The sequence below is a fragment of the Pulveribacter suum genome, from assembly GCF_003013695.1.
GTDB lineage: Bacteria > Pseudomonadota > Gammaproteobacteria > Burkholderiales > Burkholderiaceae_C > Melaminivora > Melaminivora suum.
Map to the genome: position 1 here is coordinate 138,790 of NZ_CP027792.1, position 17,732 is coordinate 156,521.

Here is a 17,732-nt window from a genome sequence, read left to right on the forward strand (position 1 = left end):
GGTCGTTTTGGTTACGATGCGTCACCCATACCTATTCAAGGAGACAACGCCGATGACGACGCACCGCACCACCTTCCGCCTGGGCCTGCTGGCCGCCGCGGCCCTGCTGGCCCTGGGCAGCGCCAACGCCGCCACGCTGCGCTGGGCCGGGGCCAACGACATCCTGACCGCCGACCCCCACGCCCAGAACCACCAGACCACGCACGCCTTCCTGCAGCAGGTGTACGAGAGCCTGGTGCGCTATGACGACAAATTCCAGGTCGAGCCGGCGCTGGCCACCCAGTGGGAGCAGGTCAGCCCCACGCAGGTGCGCTTCACGCTGCGGCGCGGCGTAAAGTTCCACGATGGCGCGCCCTTTACGGCCGATGACGTGGTGTTCTCGCTCACGCGCGCCATGACGCCGCCGTCCAACATGATGAGCGCGGTGCAAAGCGTCAAGGAAGTCAAGAAGGTGGATGACCACACGGTGGACGTGATCCTCAAGGGCCCCAACCCGATCTTGCTGCGCGAGCTGACCGAGGCCCGCATCCTGAACAAGGCCTGGGCCGAAAAGCACAACTCGCTGAAGTCGCAGGACTACAGCGCCAAGGAAGAGAACTACGCCTCGCGCAACGCCAACGGCACCGGCCCCTTCCAGCTGGTGGGCTGGCAGCCAGACGTGAAAGTGACGCTCAAGAAGAACGCCGACTGGTGGGACAAGCCCCGCGGCAATATCGACGAAGTGGTGTTCACGCCCATCAAGTCGGCCGCCACGCGCACCGCGGCGCTGATCTCCGGCCAGGTGGACTTCGTGGTCGATCCGCCGCCGCAGGACTTGGCCCGCATGAAGGGCGACAGCAACCTCAAGCTGATCGAGGGCCCCGAGAACCGCACCATCTACCTGGGCCTGGACCAGTTCCGTGACGAGCTGCCGGGCGCCGGCACGCCGGGCAAGAACCCGCTCAAGGACAAGCGCGTGCGCCAGGCGCTGTACCAGGCGATCGACTCCGCCGGCCTGCACAAGAACACCATGCGCGGCCTGTCGGTGCCCGCCGGCACCATGGTTGCGCCCATGGTCCACGGCTGGAGCAAGCCGCTGGACGAGCGCGCCGCCAAGTACGACGTGGAAGGCGCCAAGAAGCTGCTGGCCGACGCCGGCTATCCGCAGGGCTTTTCCATCAAGCTGGAATGCCCGAACGACCGCTACGTGAACGACGAGGCCATCTGCCAGGCCGTCACGGCCATGTGGACGCGCATCGGCGTCAAGACCACGCTGGCGGCCGCGCCCATGGCGCAGTTCGTCACCCGCGTGATGAACAACGACGTGAACGCCTACCTGTTCGGCTGGGGCGTGGCCACGTTCGACGCGCTGTACTCGCTGGACTCGCTCATGTCCACCAAGGAAAACAAGACCGCCGCCGGCGTCTATAACGGCGGGCGCTTCTCCGACGCCAAGCTGGACGGCATGATCCAGCAGATCAAGACCGAGATGGACCAACCCAAGCGCGACGCGCTGCTGAACGATGCGCTCAAGCTGGTCAAGGACGAGTACTACTACATCCCGCTGCACCACCAGATCCGCCCCTGGGCCATGCGCAAGGGCATGGACACGGTGCACCGCGCGGACGACCGCCCGATGCCCATCTGGACGACCATCAAGTAAGCCGGCCTGAGAGCCAAGCGCAACGCACTCGCCCGCGCCCGCCGCTGCCCGCGGCGGCGCGGGTTTTTTCGTTTTCGCGGGCAGCCGGCGCCCGCGCCGCAGGGCCCACAATCGCCGCAGCCGCCGCCCGGATGCGCGCTAGCAAAACAGGAGCTGCTGGCGCTTCATCCACGGGCACTTGAGATAGCTTTCATAGCAAAACCCTCGCCAGACAAGCGCTGGCAGCTTCTGTTTTAATAGCACCATGCTTGCCCGCCACCACGACCCGATCGCCGCCATTGCCACCGCCCCCGGGCGCGGCGCCGTGGGCATCGTGCGCGTGTCCGGCCGCGCGCTGCAGCCGTTTGCGCAGGCGCTGCTGGGGCGTGCGCTGCAGCCGCGCCACGCCCACTACCTGCCCTTTGCCGGCGACGACGGCCAGCCCATCGACCACGGCTTGGCGCTGTACTTCCCCGCCCCGCACAGCTACACCGGCGAGGACGTGCTGGAGCTGCAGGCCCACGGCGGCCCGGTGGTGCTGCAGCTGCTGCTCTCGCGCTGCCTGCAGGTGGCGGCCGCCGGCGCGCTGGCCGGCCTGCGCCTGGCCGAGCCGGGCGAATTCACCCAGCGCGCCTTTCTCAACGACAAGCTGGATCTGGCCCAGGCCGAGGCCGTGGCCGACCTGATCGACGCCAGCACCGAAGCCGCCGCACGCGGCGCCAGCCGCTCGCTGGCCGGCGCCTTCTCCGCCGAGATCCACGCCCTGCTGGACGCCCTGGTGCACCTGCGCATGCTGGTGGAGGCCACGCTGGACTTCCCCGAGGAAGAGATCGACTTCCTGCGCAAGGCCGACGCCGCCGGCCAGCTGGCCCGGCTGCAGCAGCTGCTGGCCGGCGTGCTGCAGCGCGCCACCCAGGGCGCGCTGCTGCGCGAGGGCATCAAGGTGGTGATTGCCGGCCAGCCCAATGCCGGCAAAAGCTCGCTGCTCAACGCCCTGGCCGGGGCCGAGCTGGCCATCGTCACGCCGATCGCCGGCACCACGCGCGACAAGGTGCAGCAGACCATCCAGATCGAAGGCGTGCCGCTGCACGTCATCGACACCGCCGGCCTGCGCGAGGCCGGCGACGAGGTCGAGCGCATCGGCATCGAGCGCGCCTGGGACGAAATCGCCGGCGCCGACGCCGTGCTCTTCCTGCACGACCTCACGCGCCAGCACGAGAGCGACTACGCCAGCGCCGACCGGGCCATCGCCGCCACCCTGCAGGGCACCCTGCCCGCCGGCGTGCCCGTCATCGATGTGTGGAACAAAAGCGACGCCGCGCCCACGCCCCCGCCAGCGGCCGCGCCCGGCCACGCCAGCATTCGGCTGTCCGCGCTCACGGGCGACGGCCTGGACGACCTGCGCCGCACGCTGCTGCAAGTCGCCGGCTGGCAGGCCGCGCCCGAGGGGGTGTACCTGGCCCGCGCCCGCCACCTGCAGGCCCTGCACGCCGTGGACGCGCACCTGATGGAGGCTGCCGCCCAGCTGCACGGCAGCCGCCAGCCCGCGCTCGACCTGCTGGCCGAAGAGCTGCGCCTGGCGCAGAACGCCCTCAATGGCATCACCGGTGAATTCGGCGCCGACGACCTGCTGGGCGTGATCTTTTCGCGCTTTTGCATCGGCAAATAACCCAATCGGGAGCGACTGTAAATATGTGCAATTCCAACTTGTGTGCCGCGGCCCGCCGCGCTACCTTTTCTGCGCGATGAATGCCCTGCCCACAGCCACCCACACGCCGAAGGCCGACCTGCGCGGCCTGATCGACGCCATCACCCACGCGGCCGCCGAGGACAGCATGAACAACCTGCTGACCACCGAGCAGTGGGACCTGCTGGCCGCCTACCTGCTGCCCGTGCATCTGGCCGCAGGGCAGGTGCTGTTCTCGCAGGGCTCCAACGACCGCACCCTCTACCTGGTGGAAAGCGGCTCGCTCAGCGTGCACTTTGAAGACGACAAGCAGCGCCTGCGCCTGGCCATCGTGGGCCCGGGCTCGCTGGTCGGCGAAGGCGCGTTCTTCTCGCACCGCCCGCGCAGCGCCACCGTGCAGGCCGGGGCAGCCTCCAAGCTGTGGAGCCTGCCCGCCCTGCGCCACGCCGAGCTGGGCAACCGCCAGCCCGCCGTGGCCCTGCAGCTGGCCATGGCCGCGGGCGCCGTGTTGGCCAAGCGGCTGGGCAGCCGCCGCCGGCGCATCGCCTCCACCTGAAGCGGGCCTGAGCGCTTCGCTGACATCCGCGCTGGGCCCCGGCGCTACACTGGTCCACTCCACCGCCCCGTTGTTTCCAAGGCAAGGCATGTCGTTGTTCAGCTGGCTGTTTCCCAAGCCCAAACCAGCGGCTGCGCGAGCGCAGCCGGCCCCATCGGCCCACGCCCCGCTGGCCGCTGGCGGCCCCCGCCCTGAAGGCCGCGCGCACCCTGGCGCGCCTCAGGCGGGCAGCGCTCCAGAGGCCGGCGGCGCGCGCAAGAACGAGCGCATGGAACGGCGCGAGCAGCTGTACGCCGTGGTGCGCGACGTGATGGTGCGCGCCGGCGTGCTCTCGGCCGGCTACAAGTTCAAGGTGCTGTCGCTGGACCAGCGCGGTGCGCAATTCCTGGTCATGGTGGATCTGGCGCCTGAATACAGCCTGGAGCCGCTGCGCAGCAACGAGATCGAGGCACTCATCGTGCAGACCGCCCGGGCACGCTGCGACATCCTGATCACCTCCGTGTACTGGCGCATCAACCAGCAGCTGGGCTCACGCCCCAGCCCGGTGCCGCGGCCCACGCCGGGCGTTGCCACGGTGCCGGCGCCCGAGGTGTCCTCTCCGGTGCTCGGCGCCCAGGCGCAGATGCCGGCACGCCCGGCGGCCGTGCGCCCGCCCTGGGCCGGCGCGGCCTCGCGCCCGGCGCCGCTGGTGCCGCCCCAGCCAGGGCAGCGCCCCGTCCCGCCGCCGCAATTTGACCCCATCGAGCCCGACGAGGTCGCGGCTTTCAAGCAGGCCCTGGCCAGTGCCGCCGCAGCCCGCCCGACGCCTCTGGCGCCGCCCGAGCCGGGCATCACCACGCGCAGCGGCCCGCTGCTGCCGCCCTCGCCCGGCTTCGAGGACACGCTGCTGCCCGGCCAGGACAGCCGCAGCAGCGGTGACCTGAGCACCACCCAGTACGGCGACCTGGATTAAGCCAAAGCAAACGCGCGGGCCTCAGCGCCCGGCGAAGTCCACCAGGGTGTACAGCGGCAGACCGGCGCCGCGCAGGCGCTGCGAGCCGCCCAGCTCGGGAAGATCCACGATGGCGGCGCCTTCCATGACCTGGGCGCCCAGCTTTTCCAGCAGCTTCTTGCCAGCCATCATGGTGCCGCCGGTGGCGATCAGGTCGTCCACCAGCAGCACGCGGTCGCCTGCGCGCACGGCGTCGGCGTGCAGCTCCACGGTGGCGCTGCCGTACTCCAGCTCATAGGTTTCTTCCACCGTGGTGAAGGGCAGCTTGCCCTTCTTGCGGATGGGCACGAAGCCCACGTTCAGCTCATAGGCCACCACGGCGCCCAGGATGAAGCCGCGCGCGTCCAGGCCGGCCACCACGCTCGGGCGCAGGGCGCCGTCCATGTAGCGGTGCACGAAGGCATCGATCATCACGCGAAAAACCTTGGGGTTTTGCAGCAGCGGCGTGATGTCGCGAAACTGCACGCCCGGTGCCGGCCAGTCGGGGACGGTGCGGATGTGCTGGCGCAGGTAGTCGTTGACGCTCAGGTCGTGCATGGCAGGCGGGCAGGCAAAAAAAGACAGCCGGCAAGTGTAGGGCCTGGCTGGCTCAGCCCCGCAGCAGCCGCTCCTCGGCCAGGGCCAGCGCCGTGGGGTGGCCCGACAGCACCAGCGTGTCGCCCGCGGCCAGCGGCCTGCCGGCCTGCCCCGCCGGGTGCCCGCTGGCGCTGCGCACGTTCACCAGGCGCACGCCGATGGCGTGCAGCGGCAGCTCCTGCGGCGCCTGGCCCAGCGCGGCAGCATCGGCCTCCAGGGTGACGGTGGCCAGGCGCTCCTGATCGCGCTCGGCCACGGTGTCGTCGTCGGCCCCGTGGAAGTAGCCGCGCAGCAGGCCGTAGCGGGCATCGCGCTGGTCGCGCACCACGCGCAGCACGCGGCGCATCGGCACGCCCAGCAAGGCCAGTGCGTGGCTGGCCAGCATCAGCGAACCCTCGATGGCCTCGGGCACGACGGCCGTGGCGCCCGCGGCCTGCAGCTGGTCCAGGTGGGTGTCGTCCTGCGTGCGCACCACCACCGGCACGTGCGGGGCGTGGGTGCGGGCGCTGGCCATCACCTTCAGCGCCGCCGGGGTGTCCAGGTAGGTCACCACCACGGCGGCGGCGCGCGCCAGGCCGGCCGCCATCAGTGCCTGCAGCCGCGTGGCGTCGCCAAACACCACCGAGTTGCCGGCCGCCGCGGCCTGGCGCACGCGGTCGGGGTCCAAGTCCAGCGCCATGTAGGCGATGCCCTCGCCCTCCAGCATGCGCGCCAGGTTCTGGCCGCAGCGGCCGTAGCCGCAGATCAGCACGTGGCCGCTGGTGTTGATGGCCTGGCGGGCGATGCTGGTGACCTGCAGCGACTGGTGCATCCAGTCGCTGGCCGCCAGCTTCATGACGATGCGGTTGCTGTGCATGACCAGAAACGGCGTGGCCAGCATGGACAGCACCATGGAGGCCAGCACCGGGTTCATCAGCGAAGGCTCGATCAGTGCGTGGGTCTGCATCAGGCTCAGCAGCACGAAGCCGAACTCGCCGGCCTGCGCCACGAACAGGGCGGTGCGCAGCGACACGCCGGCCGCGGCGCCCTGCGCGCGTGCCAGCGCCACGATGATGGCCGTCTTGGCCAGCAGCGGCGCCAGCAGCAGGGCCAGTACCAGGGCCCAGCGCTCGATCAGGATGTGCCAGTCCAGCATCATCCCCACGGTGATGAAAAACAGCCCCAGCAGCACGTCGTGGAAAGGACGGATGTCCGTGCCCACCTGGTGGCGGTACTCGGTCTCGGACACCAGCACGCCGGCGATGAACGCGCCCAGCGCCAGCGACAACCCGGCCAGCTCGGTCAGCCAGGCCAGCCCCAGCGTGACCAGCAGCAGGTTGAGCATGAACAGCTCGTCGCTCTTCCTGCGAGCCACCAGCGTCAGCCACCAGCGCATGACGCGCTGGCCGCCTACCAGCAGCACGCCCACCAGCAGCACCGCCTTCAGCAGCGCCAGGCCCAGCGCCAGCAGCAGCCGGTCGGGCGAGGAGCCCAGGGCCGGGATCAGCACCAGCAGCGGCACCACCGCCAGGTCCTGAAACAGCAAAATGCCCAGCACGCGCCGGCCATGCTCGCTTTCCAGCTCGCCGCGCTCGGCCAGCAGCTTGACCACGATGGCCGTGCTGCTCATGGCCAGCGTGCCGCCCAGCGCCAGCGCCGACTGCCAGCCCATCTGCCACACGCCGCCGGCCAGCTGCGACAGCAGCAGCAACGCCGCGGTGAATACCGCTGCGGACACCACCACCTGCAGCAGCCCCAGCCCGAACACATGCCGGCGCATGGCGCGCAGCTTGGGCAGGTTGAACTCCAGCCCGATGGTGAACATCAGGAACACCACGCCGAATTCGCCCAGGTGGCGCACCCCTTCGGAATTGCGGGTCAGGGCGAGCGCGTGCGGGCCGATCAGGATGCCCGCGGCCAGGTAGCCCATCATGGGCGGCAGGCGCAGGCTGCGGCAGGCCACCACGCCCAGCACGGCGGCCAGCAGGTACAGCAAGGTCAGCGCAAGAGAGGACATAGGCGATCGTAGTGCGGACGCCCATGGCCCGCCGATAGAATTTCACCATGCCCCATGCCGCCGATGACCTCCCTCCGATGCCTGCCGCCGAGCAGGTCCTGCGCCAGGCGCGCCAGACCCTGGCCGCCGAGGCCCAGGCGCTGCAGGACATGAGCGAGCGGCTGGGCCAGGCCTTCGTGCTGGCCGTGCAGCGCATGCTGGACACCACCGGGCGCGTGGTCGTGATGGGCATGGGCAAGAGCGGCCACGTGGGCCGCAAGATCGCCGCCACCCTGGCCTCCACCGGCACCCCGGCCTTTTTCGTGCACCCGGCCGAGGCGAGCCACGGCGACCTGGGGATGGTGACCCAGGGCGATCTGGTGCTGGCCCTGTCCAACAGCGGCGAGAGCAGCGAGCTGACCGTGCTGCTGCCCGTGCTGCGCCGCCAGGGCGTGCCCCTGGTGGCGCTGACTGGCGGGCTGCAGTCCACCCTGGCGCGCCACGCCGACGTGGTGCTGGACTGCAGCGTCGCGCGCGAGGCCTGCCCTTTGAATCTGGCGCCCACCGCCAGCACCACCGCCCAGCTGGCCATGGGCGACGCACTGGCCGTGGCGCTGCTGGACGCGCGCGGCTTTCGGCCCGAGGACTTCGCCCGCTCCCACCCCGGCGGGGCCCTGGGCCGGCGCCTGCTGACCCACGTGCGCGACGTCATGCGCGCCGGCAGCGACGTGCCGCGCGTGCCGCCGCAGGCCTCTTTCAGCGAGCTGATGCGCGAGATGAGCGCCAAGGGCCTGGGCGCCGCCGCCATCGTGGACGAGGACGGCCGGCCGCTGGGCATCTTCACCGACGGCGACCTGCGCCGGCGCATCGAGGCCGGCGCCGAGCTGCGCGGCGTGCTGGCGCGCGACGTGATGCACCCCCACCCGCGCACCATCGCCGCCGACGCCCTGGCTGCCGAGGCTGCGCAGGCCATGGAGCGCCACGCCATCACCAGCGTGCTGGTGACCGAGGCCGACGGTACGCTGGTGGGCCTGGTGCACATTGGCGACCTGATGCGTGCCAAGGTGATCTGATGGCCGCAACACCCCTTGCGCTGACCCCCGTGCTGCAATTTCCGCCCGAGCTGCTGCTGCGCGCCCAGGACGTGCGCGTGGCCTTTTTCGACGTGGACGGCGTGCTGACCGACGGCAGCCTGTACTTTTCCGCCGAGGGCGAGACGCTCAAGCGCTTTCATACCCTGGACGGCCACGGGCTGAAGCTGCTGCAGCAAGGCGGCATCACGCCGGCCGTGGTCACCGGGCGCGACTCGCCCGCGCTGCGCCTGCGCCTGTCCGCCCTGGGCGTGGCTCATGCGCGCTTTGGCACCGAGGACAAGCGCCCCGCCGCCGAGGCCATCCTGGCCGAGCTGGGCCTGGGCTGGCACCAGGCCGCAGCCATGGGCGACGACTGGCCCGACCTGCCCGTGATGCGGCGCGCCGCGCTGGCCTGCGCGCCGCGGGGAGCGCACGCCGAGGTGCTGGCCGTGGCCCACCACGTCACCGCCGCGCTGCCCGGCGCCGGCGCCGCGCGCGAGCTGTGCGACCTGTTGCTGGTGGCCAGCGGCCGCTACGCCGGCCTGCTGGCCGCCTACGCCGGGTGACGGGGCCGCCCATGCGCCTGCGCCAAGCCTGGGAGCGCCTGTCGCTGTACCTGCCCGTGCTGCTCATGGGCCTGCTGGCTTTGAGCACCTGGTGGCTGGTGCGCAACGCGCCCACCCCCGTGCAGCCGGCCGCGGAGCGGCCCGTGGCGCATGAGCCCGACTACTACATGCGCGACTTCTCGGTCAAGACCTTCGACGCTGCCGGCCGCCTGGCCAGCGAGGTGCGCGGCACGCTGGCGCAGCACTACCCGGACACCGACACGCTGGAGATCGACCAGGCGCGCATGCGCTCGGTCAGCGCGACGGGCCAGGTCACCACCGCCAGCGCCCTGCGCGCCGTCTCCAATGCAGACGGCTCCGAAGTCCAGCTGTTCGGCCAGGCACGGGTGGTGCGCGAGCCCGTGGCGCGCACCGGCGCCGCACCCACGCCGCAGCTGGAATTCGCCGGCGAATTCCTGCACGCCTGGACGCGCGACGAACGCGTGCGCTCCAACCAGCCGGTGACGCTCAGGCGCGGCGGCGACGTCTTCACCGCCGACAGCCTGGACTACGACCACCTGTCGCAAGTGCTGCAACTGCAGGGGCGCGTGCATGGCACGCTGCAGCCGGCGCCGGCGCGCCGCTGAGCAGCCATGGCACAGCCCTTGGTCTTCATCACGGGCGCCTCCAGCGGCATCGGTCAGGCGCTGGCCCTGCACTACCTGCAGGCCGGCTGGCGCGTCGCACTGGCCGCGCGCCGCGAAGATTTGATGAAATCATGGCTCAAGGCGCATGCAGCAAGCGCTGGCAGCTATGAAATTTATAGCTGCGACGTGAGTCAGCCGGACAGCGTCATTGCTGCCGCCCGGACCTGCCTCGCACGGCTGGGCCTGCCTGACGTGGTGATTGCCAACGCCGGCATCAGCATCGGCATCGACACGGCCGAGCGCGCAGACATCGACGTCATGGCCCGCGTGCTGGCTACCAACAACGTGGGCATGGCCGCCACCTTCCACCCCTTCATTGCCCCCATGCGCGCCCGCGGCAGCGGCCGGCTGGTGGGCATTGCCAGCGTGGCGGGCATCCGCGGCCTGCCAGGGCACGGCGCCTATTGCGCCAGCAAGGCGGCCGTGATCAGCTACTGCGAAAGCCTGCGCGGCGAGCTGCGCGGCACGGGCGTGCGCGTGGTGACCTTGAGCCCTGGCTATGTGGACACGCCGCTGACGCGCGAAAACCGCTACGCCATGCCGTTTCTGATGCGCCCCGAAGCTTTTGCCCTGCAGGCCGCTCGCGTCATCGCGGCAGGCACCAGCTACCGCGTCATCCCCTGGCAGATGGGCGTGGTGGCCAAGCTGCTGCGGGCCCTGCCCGATGCGCTGCTGGACCGCCTCCTGGCCGGGCGTCCGCGCAAGCACCGCCAAGCGCGGCCGGGCGGGTCGCCCTAGGCAGCGCCAGCCGCACGCACCAAAAGAAAAGGCTCCGTGAGGAGCCTTTTTTGCATCAAGCCGCGCGCCCACCCAGGGGCTGCACGGCAGACGGGAGCTTAGTAGCCGCCGCCGTTGCTGCCGCCGCCGTAGCCGCCACGGCCACCGCCGCCGCCACCACTGCCACCGCCACGAGGGCCGGCGCCGTAGGGACTGCGAAAGCCGCCTTCGCTGCGGCCACCGCCACCGCCGCCACCACCGTAGCCGCCGCCGCCACCACCGCCGCTGCGGCCACCGCCGCCGCCGCCATAGCCGCCGCCACCACCACCGCCGCCGTAGCCGCCACCGCCGTAGCCGCCACCGCCGCCAAAGCCGCCACCGCTGCGCGGGGGACGGGTCTCCATCGGACGTGCTTCATTGACGACGATGCTGCGGCCGCCCAGGGATTGGCCGTTCATGCCGTTGATGGCCTGCTGCGCTTCCGCGTCGCTTGCCATCTCGACGAAACCGAAACCCTTGGAGCGGCCGGTATCGCGCTCCATCATGACCTTGGCGCTGGTGACCGCGCCGAACTGGCCGAAGGCCTGCTCCAGGTCCTGATCGCGCACGGAATAGGGCAGATTGCCTACGTACAGTTTGTTGCCCATCACGGGACTCCTCAAAAACAATTGGATTTAGCGACGGAGTCCCGAACCCGCAGCCAGTGAATCACAAAGACGCCCTATGCGCGAAAACTGACGGATCACCGCAACCTCTGCAGGTGAAAAGCACCTGCTCAAACATTATGGGGCACAAATATGCCGCTCTTGCAACGGTTTTTGCCCCGGATTGTTGTCAGTGGCCCGCAATGGCCAATCCGCGGCCCTGCCGTGGCGGCGCCGCTACAATGCGCGCTGATCCATGGGGAGTAGCCTGCCTGCAGTGACAGGAGGCATGCATCAACAAACTTGGCGCCTTGCGTGCCATGGTGCATGAGGCCCGCGGCGCAATGCTGCGGGCGGGGCGAGACCATTGATCGCGCGCCGATCCGAGTGTGGCCGGGGGTCGGGCGTGATCAATGCTGTCTGCATCGCTCCGGCCACGCTTTTCCTCCTCAGATCCATGGAAGCTTTCTTCATCTCCACCGCTGTCGTCGCCCTTGCCGAAATGGGGGACAAGACGCAGCTGTTGTCGCTGGTGCTGGCCGCACGCTTTCGCAAGCCCTGGCCGATCGTGGCCGGCATCTTCGTGGCCACGCTCGTCAACCATGCGCTGGCCGGCGCGGTGGGCGCCTGGGTGACGACCGTGCTGGGCCCGCAGGCGCTGCGCTGGGGCTTGGGGCTGTCTTTCATCGCCATGGCGGTGTGGATGCTGATTCCTGACCGGCTGGACGAGGACGAGACCGCCGCCGCCGCCCCGCGCCTGGGCGTATTCGGCGCCACCGCGCTGGCCTTCTTCGTAGCCGAGATGGGCGACAAGACGCAGGTGGCCACCGTAATGCTGGCCGCCCAATACAGCAGCTACCTGCTGGTGGTGGCCGGCACCACGTTGGGCATGATGCTGGCCAACGCGCCCGTGGTGTGGCTGGGCGAACGCATCACCCGGCGCGTGCCGATTCGGATGGTGCACGCGGTTTCGGCCGTCCTCTTCCTGTTGCTGGGCGCCATGACCCTGCTGGCACCCGCTTTGGCATAATCGAATGCACCAGACGCGCCGATTTGCACCGCTTGCGGGCGCTTTACAAATCCTGCTAAAGACGTGGCCCACGGCACGCATGCAATCCGGCCCGGCCCGCTTTAGCGAGAGCCGGGCTTTTTGTTGTCCATGCCGCCCTTCATTGCTTCCCCGCAGACCATGCACTTCGCCCAGGCGCTGCAGCTGGCCTGCGGCGCCTGCCTGCGTGACTACCAGCTCACCTACGAGACCTACGGCACGCTGAACGCCGCGCGCGACAACGCCGTGCTGGTGTGCCACGCGCTCAACGCTTCGCACCACGTGGCCGGCAGCTACGAGGATCAGCCCAAAAGCGAGGGCTGGTGGGACAACATGATCGGCCCGGGCAAGAGCGTGGACACCAACCGCTTCTTCGTCATCGGCATCAACAACCTGGGCTCGTGCTTCGGCTCCACCGGGCCGATGCACACCAATCCCGACACGGGCGAGATCTACGGCGCGGACTTTCCCGTCGTGACGGTGGAGGACTGGGTCAACGCCCAGGCGCGGCTGCTGGAGGCGCTGGGCATTTCGCAGCTGGCTGCCGTCATGGGCGGCAGCCTGGGCGGCATGCAGGCCCTGTCCTGGACGCTGCAGTACCCCGAGCGCGTGCGCCACGCCGTGGTGGTGGCCAGCGCCCCCAACCTGACGGCCGAGAACATCGCCTTCAACGAGGTGGCGCGCCGCGCCATCGTGACGGACCCGGACTTTTACGGCGGGCACTTCTACCGGCACGGGGTGATCCCGAAACGCGGCCTGCGCATCGCCCGCATGATCGGCCACATCACCTACCTGTCCGACGACGTGATGAACGAGAAGTTCGGCCGCAGTCTTCGGGCCCCCACGCTCCCGGCTGCGCGTGGTTCGCTGCCCCCCGCGGGGGCTGATCCGGCTCGGGGCGGCCCAGCGCCGGACCTGCGCGAATATCTGTACAGCACGCAGGACGTGGAATTCCAGATCGAGAGCTACCTGCGCTACCAGGGCGACAAGTTCAGCGACTACTTCGACGCCAACACCTATTTGCTGATCACCCGGGCGCTGGACTACTTCGACCCCGCGCGCGCCCATGGCGGCAGCCTGGCGCAGGCCCTGGCCGCGGCGCGCGCGCGCTTTTTGCTGGTGAGCTTTTCCACCGACTGGCGCTTTTCTCCCAAGCGCAGCCGCGAGATGGTGCAGGCGCTGCTGGACAACCGCCGCCAGGTGGCCTACGCCGAGATCGACGCGCCCCACGGGCACGATGCCTTCTTGCTGGACGATGCACGCTACATGGCCGTGGTGCGCGCCTACTTCGACAACATCGCAAAGGAGCTGGCATGAGCGACCACGCCACCATGGACGCCATCGCCCGCCTGGTGCCCGAAGGCAGCCGTGTGCTCGACCTGGGCTGCGGCGACGGCGCGCTGCTGGATTTGCTGCAGCGCACCCGCGGCTGCTCGGGCTACGGCATCGAGATCGCGGACGCCAACGTGCTGGCCTGCGTGCGCCGCGGGGTGGACGTCATCCAGCTCAACCTGGACGAAGGCCTGGCCATGTTCGGCGACAACAGCTTCGACGTGGTGCTGCAGATCGACACGCTGCAGCACCTGCGCAACGCCGAAGTCATGCTGCGCGAGACCGCACGCGTGGGCCGAAGCGGCGTCGTCGCCTTTCCCAACTTTGCGCACTGGCCCAACCGGCTGTCGGTGCTGCGCGGCCGGATGCCCGTCACGCGGCGCCTGCCCTACCAGTGGTATGACACGCCCAACATCCGTGTGGGCACGTTCAAGGACTTCGAGATGTTGGCACACAAGAACCGCCTGCGCGTGAAGGATGCCTTCGGCCTGCAGGACGGGCAGGTGGTGCGCTGGCTGCCCAATGCGCGGGCAGGCACGGCGGTGTTTCACTTCGAGCACGCCTGAGCAACTTATTCAAAAATGATAGCTGCCCGCGCTTGACTGACGGTCGCTGGAGCCCAAAAACACCATGAAATTCACTGACAGGGTGTAAAGCCCTGCGCCCCGCCTACGCAACTGTGCGTACGGGAATTCGTGAATAAATGTAACCCGAGCCCTGCCGTAGATTGGATGCCCGCCGCTTGTCGCACGGCGCGTGTCGCCCTTCTTCCCCCGCTGCAGGAGCTTGTCCCATGGCCGCCGCCTCCCACCCCGCCGCCCGCAACCGGTCCGTTGCCCGGCGCGTCACCCTTTTGGCTCTGGCTCTCGTGGCGGGGGTCCTGGTGCTGCTGGGCGTGGCCCTGGCCGTGCTCACCGAGCGCAGCACGCGCGAGCAGCTGGTGCTCAGCGTGGGCACCACCGCCCAGGCCGTGGCCCAGTCGCTGGACGCGGCCGACAACACCAACCGCGAAATGGCGCACGGCACCATGCGGGGCTTTCAGCGCTACTTCGAGGCCACCATGCAGCTCGATGAGGGCACCGGCGAGCTGCGCAGCTACGGCGGCCTGGTCAACGGCGACTTCGGTTCGGTGGACAAGTTCGCCAGCGAGACGGGCGGCGTGGCCGCCGTGTACGCCAGGAAGGGCGACGACTTCGTCCCCGTCACCACATCGGTGAAAGACGCCGGCGGCCAGCGCGCGCTAAACGTACCGCTGGCGCGCACCGACCCGGCCCTGGCCGCTGCCGCCCGGGGCGAGCCCTACACCGGATTGGTCACCATCCAGGGCAAGGCCTACATGGGCCACTACCAGCCGATCAAGGACGCCGCGGGCAAGCCCGTGGCCCTGCTGTTCATCGGCAACGATGTGAGCCTGTTCCAGTCCATGCTGCAAAAGCAGGTGGAGCAGACGCACTTCTTCGAGCACGGCGGCGTGTACGTGATCGCCCCCGGCGCCGCGCTGGAGCAGGCGCGCTTCATCTACCACCCCAGCGCGCGCGGGCGCACGGTGCTGGAGGCCTTCCCGCAGGCGCGGCCCTTCCTGCAGGCCCTGGCCGATGCGCCCGATGGCTACGTGCCCCAGGCCCAGGCCCTGCTGCAGCCTGCCACCCCCGACGCCTGGGCCCTGATGCGCAAGACGCAGGGCGGCTGGTGGGTAGTGGCCGAGGTGCCGGACTCCGAGGCCATGGCCGGCCAGCGCCGCATCAACACGGCTCTGTGGCTGCTGATGGCGCTGGCGCTGGCGCTGCTGGGCGCGGGGCTGCTGGTCATGCTGCGCCGCGGCGTCAGCCAGCCCCTGCAAGGCCTCACGCGGGCTGTCACGCTGGTGGCGCAGGGCGACCTGACGCAGCGCTTTTCCACCACCCGGCGCGACGAGCTCGGCGCCCTGGTGCAAGAGGTCGAGGGCATGCGCCAGCGCTATGTGCAGATGCTGCAGCAGGTGCGCACGGCGGCCGGCAGCATCGACACCGCCAGCGCCGAGATCGCCAGCGGCAACCAGAACCTGTCCGAGCGCACCGAGGCCACGGCCGGCAGCCTGGCCGAGACGGCGCAGAGCATGGAGCAGCTCACGGCCACCGTGCAGCAATCGGCCGACACTGCGCGTCAGGCCAACCAGCTCGCGGCCTCGGCTGCCGAGGTGGCCGCGCGTGGCGGACAGGCCGTCAGCGAGGTGGTCAGCACCATGGGCGAAATCAACGATGCCAGCCGCAGGATCGCCGACATCATCGGCGTGATCGACTCCATCGCCTTTCAGACCAACATCCTGGCGCTGAATGCGGCCGTGGAAGCGGCGCGCGCCGGCGAGCAGGGCCGGGGCTTTGCCGTGGTGGCCAGCGAGGTGCGGGCATTGGCCGGCCGCTCGGGCGAGGCGGCGCGCGAGATCCGCCAGCTCATCCAGGCCTCGGTGGGCAAAGCCGAGGCGGGCGCGCGGCTGGTGCAGCACGCCGGCAGCACCATGGACGAGATCGTCAGCAGCGTGCAGCGCGTGGGCGGCCTGGTCGGCGAGATCACCGCCGCCGCCGCCGAGCAGGCCAGCGGCATCGGCCAGGTCAACCAGGCCGTCGGCCAGCTGGACCAGATGACACAGCAAAACGCCGCGCTGGTGGAGGAATCTGCCGCCGCCGCGCTCAGCCTGCGTGAACAGGCCGCGCGCCTGGCGGCCGCGGTGCAGGTGTTCAAGCTGGACGAGGGCGGCGCGGGCATGGCGGCGCTGGCGGTTCAGCCGCCCCTGGCGCTGCAGGGCGGCTGAGCCACGGGCCATGCCGGTGGTGGTGCCCGTGACTTTGCCGCGGCAGGCAGCGGCCATCTGCACCAGAAAATGAGACGACATGCTACATTTTCTTACCTCAAGGCTGCTGCAGGGAGCTGCACGGATGCGCCGGCTGCACACGAGCGTGTTGACACCTGCCCTCTCGTGCGCCGATCGGGCAAAGGGCAGCGCCGCGACGGGCGGCTTTGGCCTATGCCGGTACGGCGCACTGGTGCGGGTCTCTGGGGCCTTTCCGGCCGGTCGATAGATGCCAAAGGCATGCATCGGTTGCAGAGGCCGCCTTGGTGAGCTTGTGGCCCGCACCAACCCGGCGCCGAGTGTGGGCGCCACCGGCTGAGTGCGGCGGCATACAGCGCCGCAGGCGATATCCGCCGGGCACATCGACTATCCCTTCCACATAGGAAACACATGACAGTAAAAGCAACGGTTTGCCTGGCGCTGCTCGGCATTGCTTGCGTGGCCTCACCAGTTGCTGCGCAGTCCGGCGGCGCACGCGACAAGCTGGTCGTGGCCATGCCCAAGACCTACGACAAGAGCGAGACGATGGGCTTGTGGGGCGACTACTTGCTGCACCTGGCCCGATGCGCCAACGTCGACATCCAGAACCAGCTGGGTGAATCGCTCGATCGCAGTGCCAACGTGGACATCTTTTCTGAGAAGGAACTCGTCGAGAGCCTGCTCAGCGGCAAGGCCCAGCTGGCGCAAGTCAACCCCGGCCTGGTGCCCCGGCTGGTGGCAGCCGGCCAGCCAGCGCCTTTTGCCGTGCCGGGCAACAAGGCCAGCAACAAACCCAACTCCTACCACCTGATCCTGATCACGCGCGTGGACAGCCCCTACCGAACGCCCAAGGATCTGGTGGGCAAGAAGATCGCGCACACCACGCCCACCTCCAATTCCGGCAACCTGGCCCCGCGCGCGTTGTTCCCGGCCATCGGCCTGGAGCCGGAGAAGAACTACGAAGTGGTGTTCTCCAACGGCCATGAGCGCTCCGTCAGCGGGGTGATGTATGGCTTCTACCCCGCCGCTGCCGTGGCCAGCGACCTCTATGGGCGCATGGTCGTCAAGGGCGACGTCAAGGGCTCCAGCCTGCGCACGCTGTGGGAAAGCCCGCCCTTCATGACCGAGACCTGGACCATGGGCAAGGACGTGTCGCCTGACGTGCAGGCACGCGTGAAGCGGTGCTCATACAACTACAACTTCTCGCCGCGCCTGCGCACGCTGCTGCCCGGCAACGACACGCTCCTTCCGGTCAACTACGAACGCGACTTCGCCACGGTGCTGGAAGTGCACCGCAAGACCGAGCAGGCCCGCGCCAGCAAATAGACGGTGTCCCGGGGCGTGCCGCCGCGGCACTGCCCGGCGGGCGATGCCGCGTGTGCCATGTCCCCGCGCTCGACTGCGGCGCTGGCACCGGGCTATCCTGCGGCCTTGCCGCCGCTGCCCGTCAAGGA

The 17,732-nt window shown here is 69.7% G+C and carries 16 protein-coding genes; 13 read left to right on the forward strand and 3 right to left on the reverse strand.

From position 1 onward, the window contains the following. Nucleotides 1–52 precede the first annotated feature (52 nt). The 4 genes from C7H73_RS00650 (at nt 53) to C7H73_RS00665 (ending at nt 4,816) form a co-directional block, all read left to right on the forward strand. Nucleotides 53–1,642, forward strand: coding sequence for an ABC transporter substrate-binding protein (locus tag C7H73_RS00650; protein ID WP_106844880.1), 1,590 nt, complete (start codon nt 53–55; stop codon nt 1,640–1,642). A gap of 244 nt (nt 1,643–1,886) precedes the next feature. Further along, a complete protein-coding gene (gene mnmE, locus C7H73_RS00655) occupies nt 1,887–3,290 on the forward strand; it encodes a tRNA uridine-5-carboxymethylaminomethyl(34) synthesis GTPase MnmE (protein WP_106844881.1) in 1,404 nt (467 codons plus the stop codon). A 76-nt stretch (nt 3,291–3,366) separates the two neighbouring features. After that, a complete protein-coding gene (locus C7H73_RS00660; protein WP_106844882.1) occupies nt 3,367–3,864 on the forward strand; it encodes a Crp/Fnr family transcriptional regulator in 498 nt (165 codons plus the stop codon). A gap of 88 nt (nt 3,865–3,952) precedes the next feature. After that, a complete protein-coding gene (locus C7H73_RS00665; protein ID WP_106844883.1) occupies nt 3,953–4,816 on the forward strand; it encodes a hypothetical protein in 864 nt (287 codons plus the stop codon). A gap of 21 nt (nt 4,817–4,837) precedes the next feature. Here C7H73_RS00665 and C7H73_RS00670 read toward each other — a convergent pair whose 3' ends face one another. Both C7H73_RS00670 and C7H73_RS00675 read right to left on the reverse strand, forming a co-directional pair. After that, a complete protein-coding gene (locus tag C7H73_RS00670) occupies nt 4,838–5,392 on the reverse strand; it encodes an adenine phosphoribosyltransferase (RefSeq protein ID WP_106844884.1) in 555 nt (184 codons plus the stop codon). 52 nt (nt 5,393–5,444) lie between these two features. After that, nucleotides 5,445–7,427, reverse strand: a complete 1,983-nt coding sequence (locus C7H73_RS00675) for a monovalent cation:proton antiporter-2 (CPA2) family protein (RefSeq protein ID WP_106844885.1) — start codon at nt 7,425–7,427, stop codon at nt 5,445–5,447. A gap of 47 nt (nt 7,428–7,474) precedes the next feature. On the opposite strand from C7H73_RS00675, the gene C7H73_RS00680 reads away from it, so the two are divergent. The 4 genes from C7H73_RS00680 to C7H73_RS00695 are packed head-to-tail and all read left to right on the forward strand — an operon-like array spanning nt 7,475 to nt 10,469. After that, a complete protein-coding gene (locus C7H73_RS00680; RefSeq protein ID WP_106844886.1) occupies nt 7,475–8,479 on the forward strand; it encodes a KpsF/GutQ family sugar-phosphate isomerase in 1,005 nt (334 codons plus the stop codon). After that, entirely contained in the window at nt 8,479–9,045 is a 567-nt protein-coding gene (locus tag C7H73_RS00685; RefSeq protein WP_106844887.1) for a KdsC family phosphatase, read from the forward strand. Before C7H73_RS00680 ends, C7H73_RS00685 begins: the two co-directional genes overlap by 1 nt. 11 nt (nt 9,046–9,056) lie before the next feature. Continuing rightward, nucleotides 9,057–9,671: an LPS export ABC transporter periplasmic protein LptC gene (lptC, locus tag C7H73_RS00690; protein WP_106844888.1), complete on the forward strand. Its 615-nt coding sequence runs from the start codon at nt 9,057–9,059 to the stop codon at nt 9,669–9,671. 6 nt (nt 9,672–9,677) lie between these two features. Further along, nucleotides 9,678–10,469 carry an SDR family oxidoreductase gene (locus tag C7H73_RS00695; RefSeq protein ID WP_106844889.1) on the forward strand — a complete coding sequence of 264 codons (792 nt, stop codon included), beginning with the start codon at nt 9,678–9,680 and terminating at the stop codon, nt 10,467–10,469. A 98-nt stretch (nt 10,470–10,567) separates the two neighbouring features. On the opposite strand, the gene C7H73_RS00700 is transcribed toward C7H73_RS00695, so the two are convergent. Next, the gene (locus C7H73_RS00700) at nt 10,568–11,095 is read right to left on the reverse strand and encodes an RNA recognition motif domain-containing protein (RefSeq protein WP_106844890.1); all 528 of its coding nucleotides are present in this window, start codon (nt 11,093–11,095) and stop codon (nt 10,568–10,570) included. A 454-nt stretch (nt 11,096–11,549) separates the two neighbouring features. Here C7H73_RS00700 and C7H73_RS00705 point away from each other — a divergent pair, with 454 nt between their 5' ends. From C7H73_RS00705 to C7H73_RS00725, 5 genes are all read left to right on the forward strand, one after another. Further along, nucleotides 11,550–12,122, forward strand: a complete 573-nt coding sequence (locus C7H73_RS00705; protein WP_106844891.1) for a TMEM165/GDT1 family protein — start codon at nt 11,550–11,552, stop codon at nt 12,120–12,122. Between the two features lie 129 nt (nt 12,123–12,251). Beyond that, on the forward strand, nt 12,252–13,457 hold the full coding sequence (gene metX / locus C7H73_RS00710; RefSeq protein WP_106844892.1) for a homoserine O-acetyltransferase MetX: 1,206 nt from the start codon (nt 12,252–12,254) through the stop codon (nt 13,455–13,457). Next, the gene (gene metW / locus C7H73_RS00715; RefSeq protein WP_106844893.1) at nt 13,454–14,038 is read left to right on the forward strand and encodes a methionine biosynthesis protein MetW; all 585 of its coding nucleotides are present in this window, start codon (nt 13,454–13,456) and stop codon (nt 14,036–14,038) included. Before metX ends, metW begins: the two co-directional genes overlap by 4 nt. 227 nt (nt 14,039–14,265) lie before the next feature. After that, entirely contained in the window at nt 14,266–16,260 is a 1,995-nt protein-coding gene (locus tag C7H73_RS00720; protein WP_106844894.1) for a methyl-accepting chemotaxis protein, read from the forward strand. A gap of 429 nt (nt 16,261–16,689) precedes the next feature. After that, on the forward strand, nt 16,690–17,604 hold the full coding sequence (locus C7H73_RS00725; RefSeq protein ID WP_106844895.1) for a PhnD/SsuA/transferrin family substrate-binding protein: 915 nt from the start codon (nt 16,690–16,692) through the stop codon (nt 17,602–17,604). Nucleotides 17,605–17,732 lie beyond the last annotated feature (128 nt).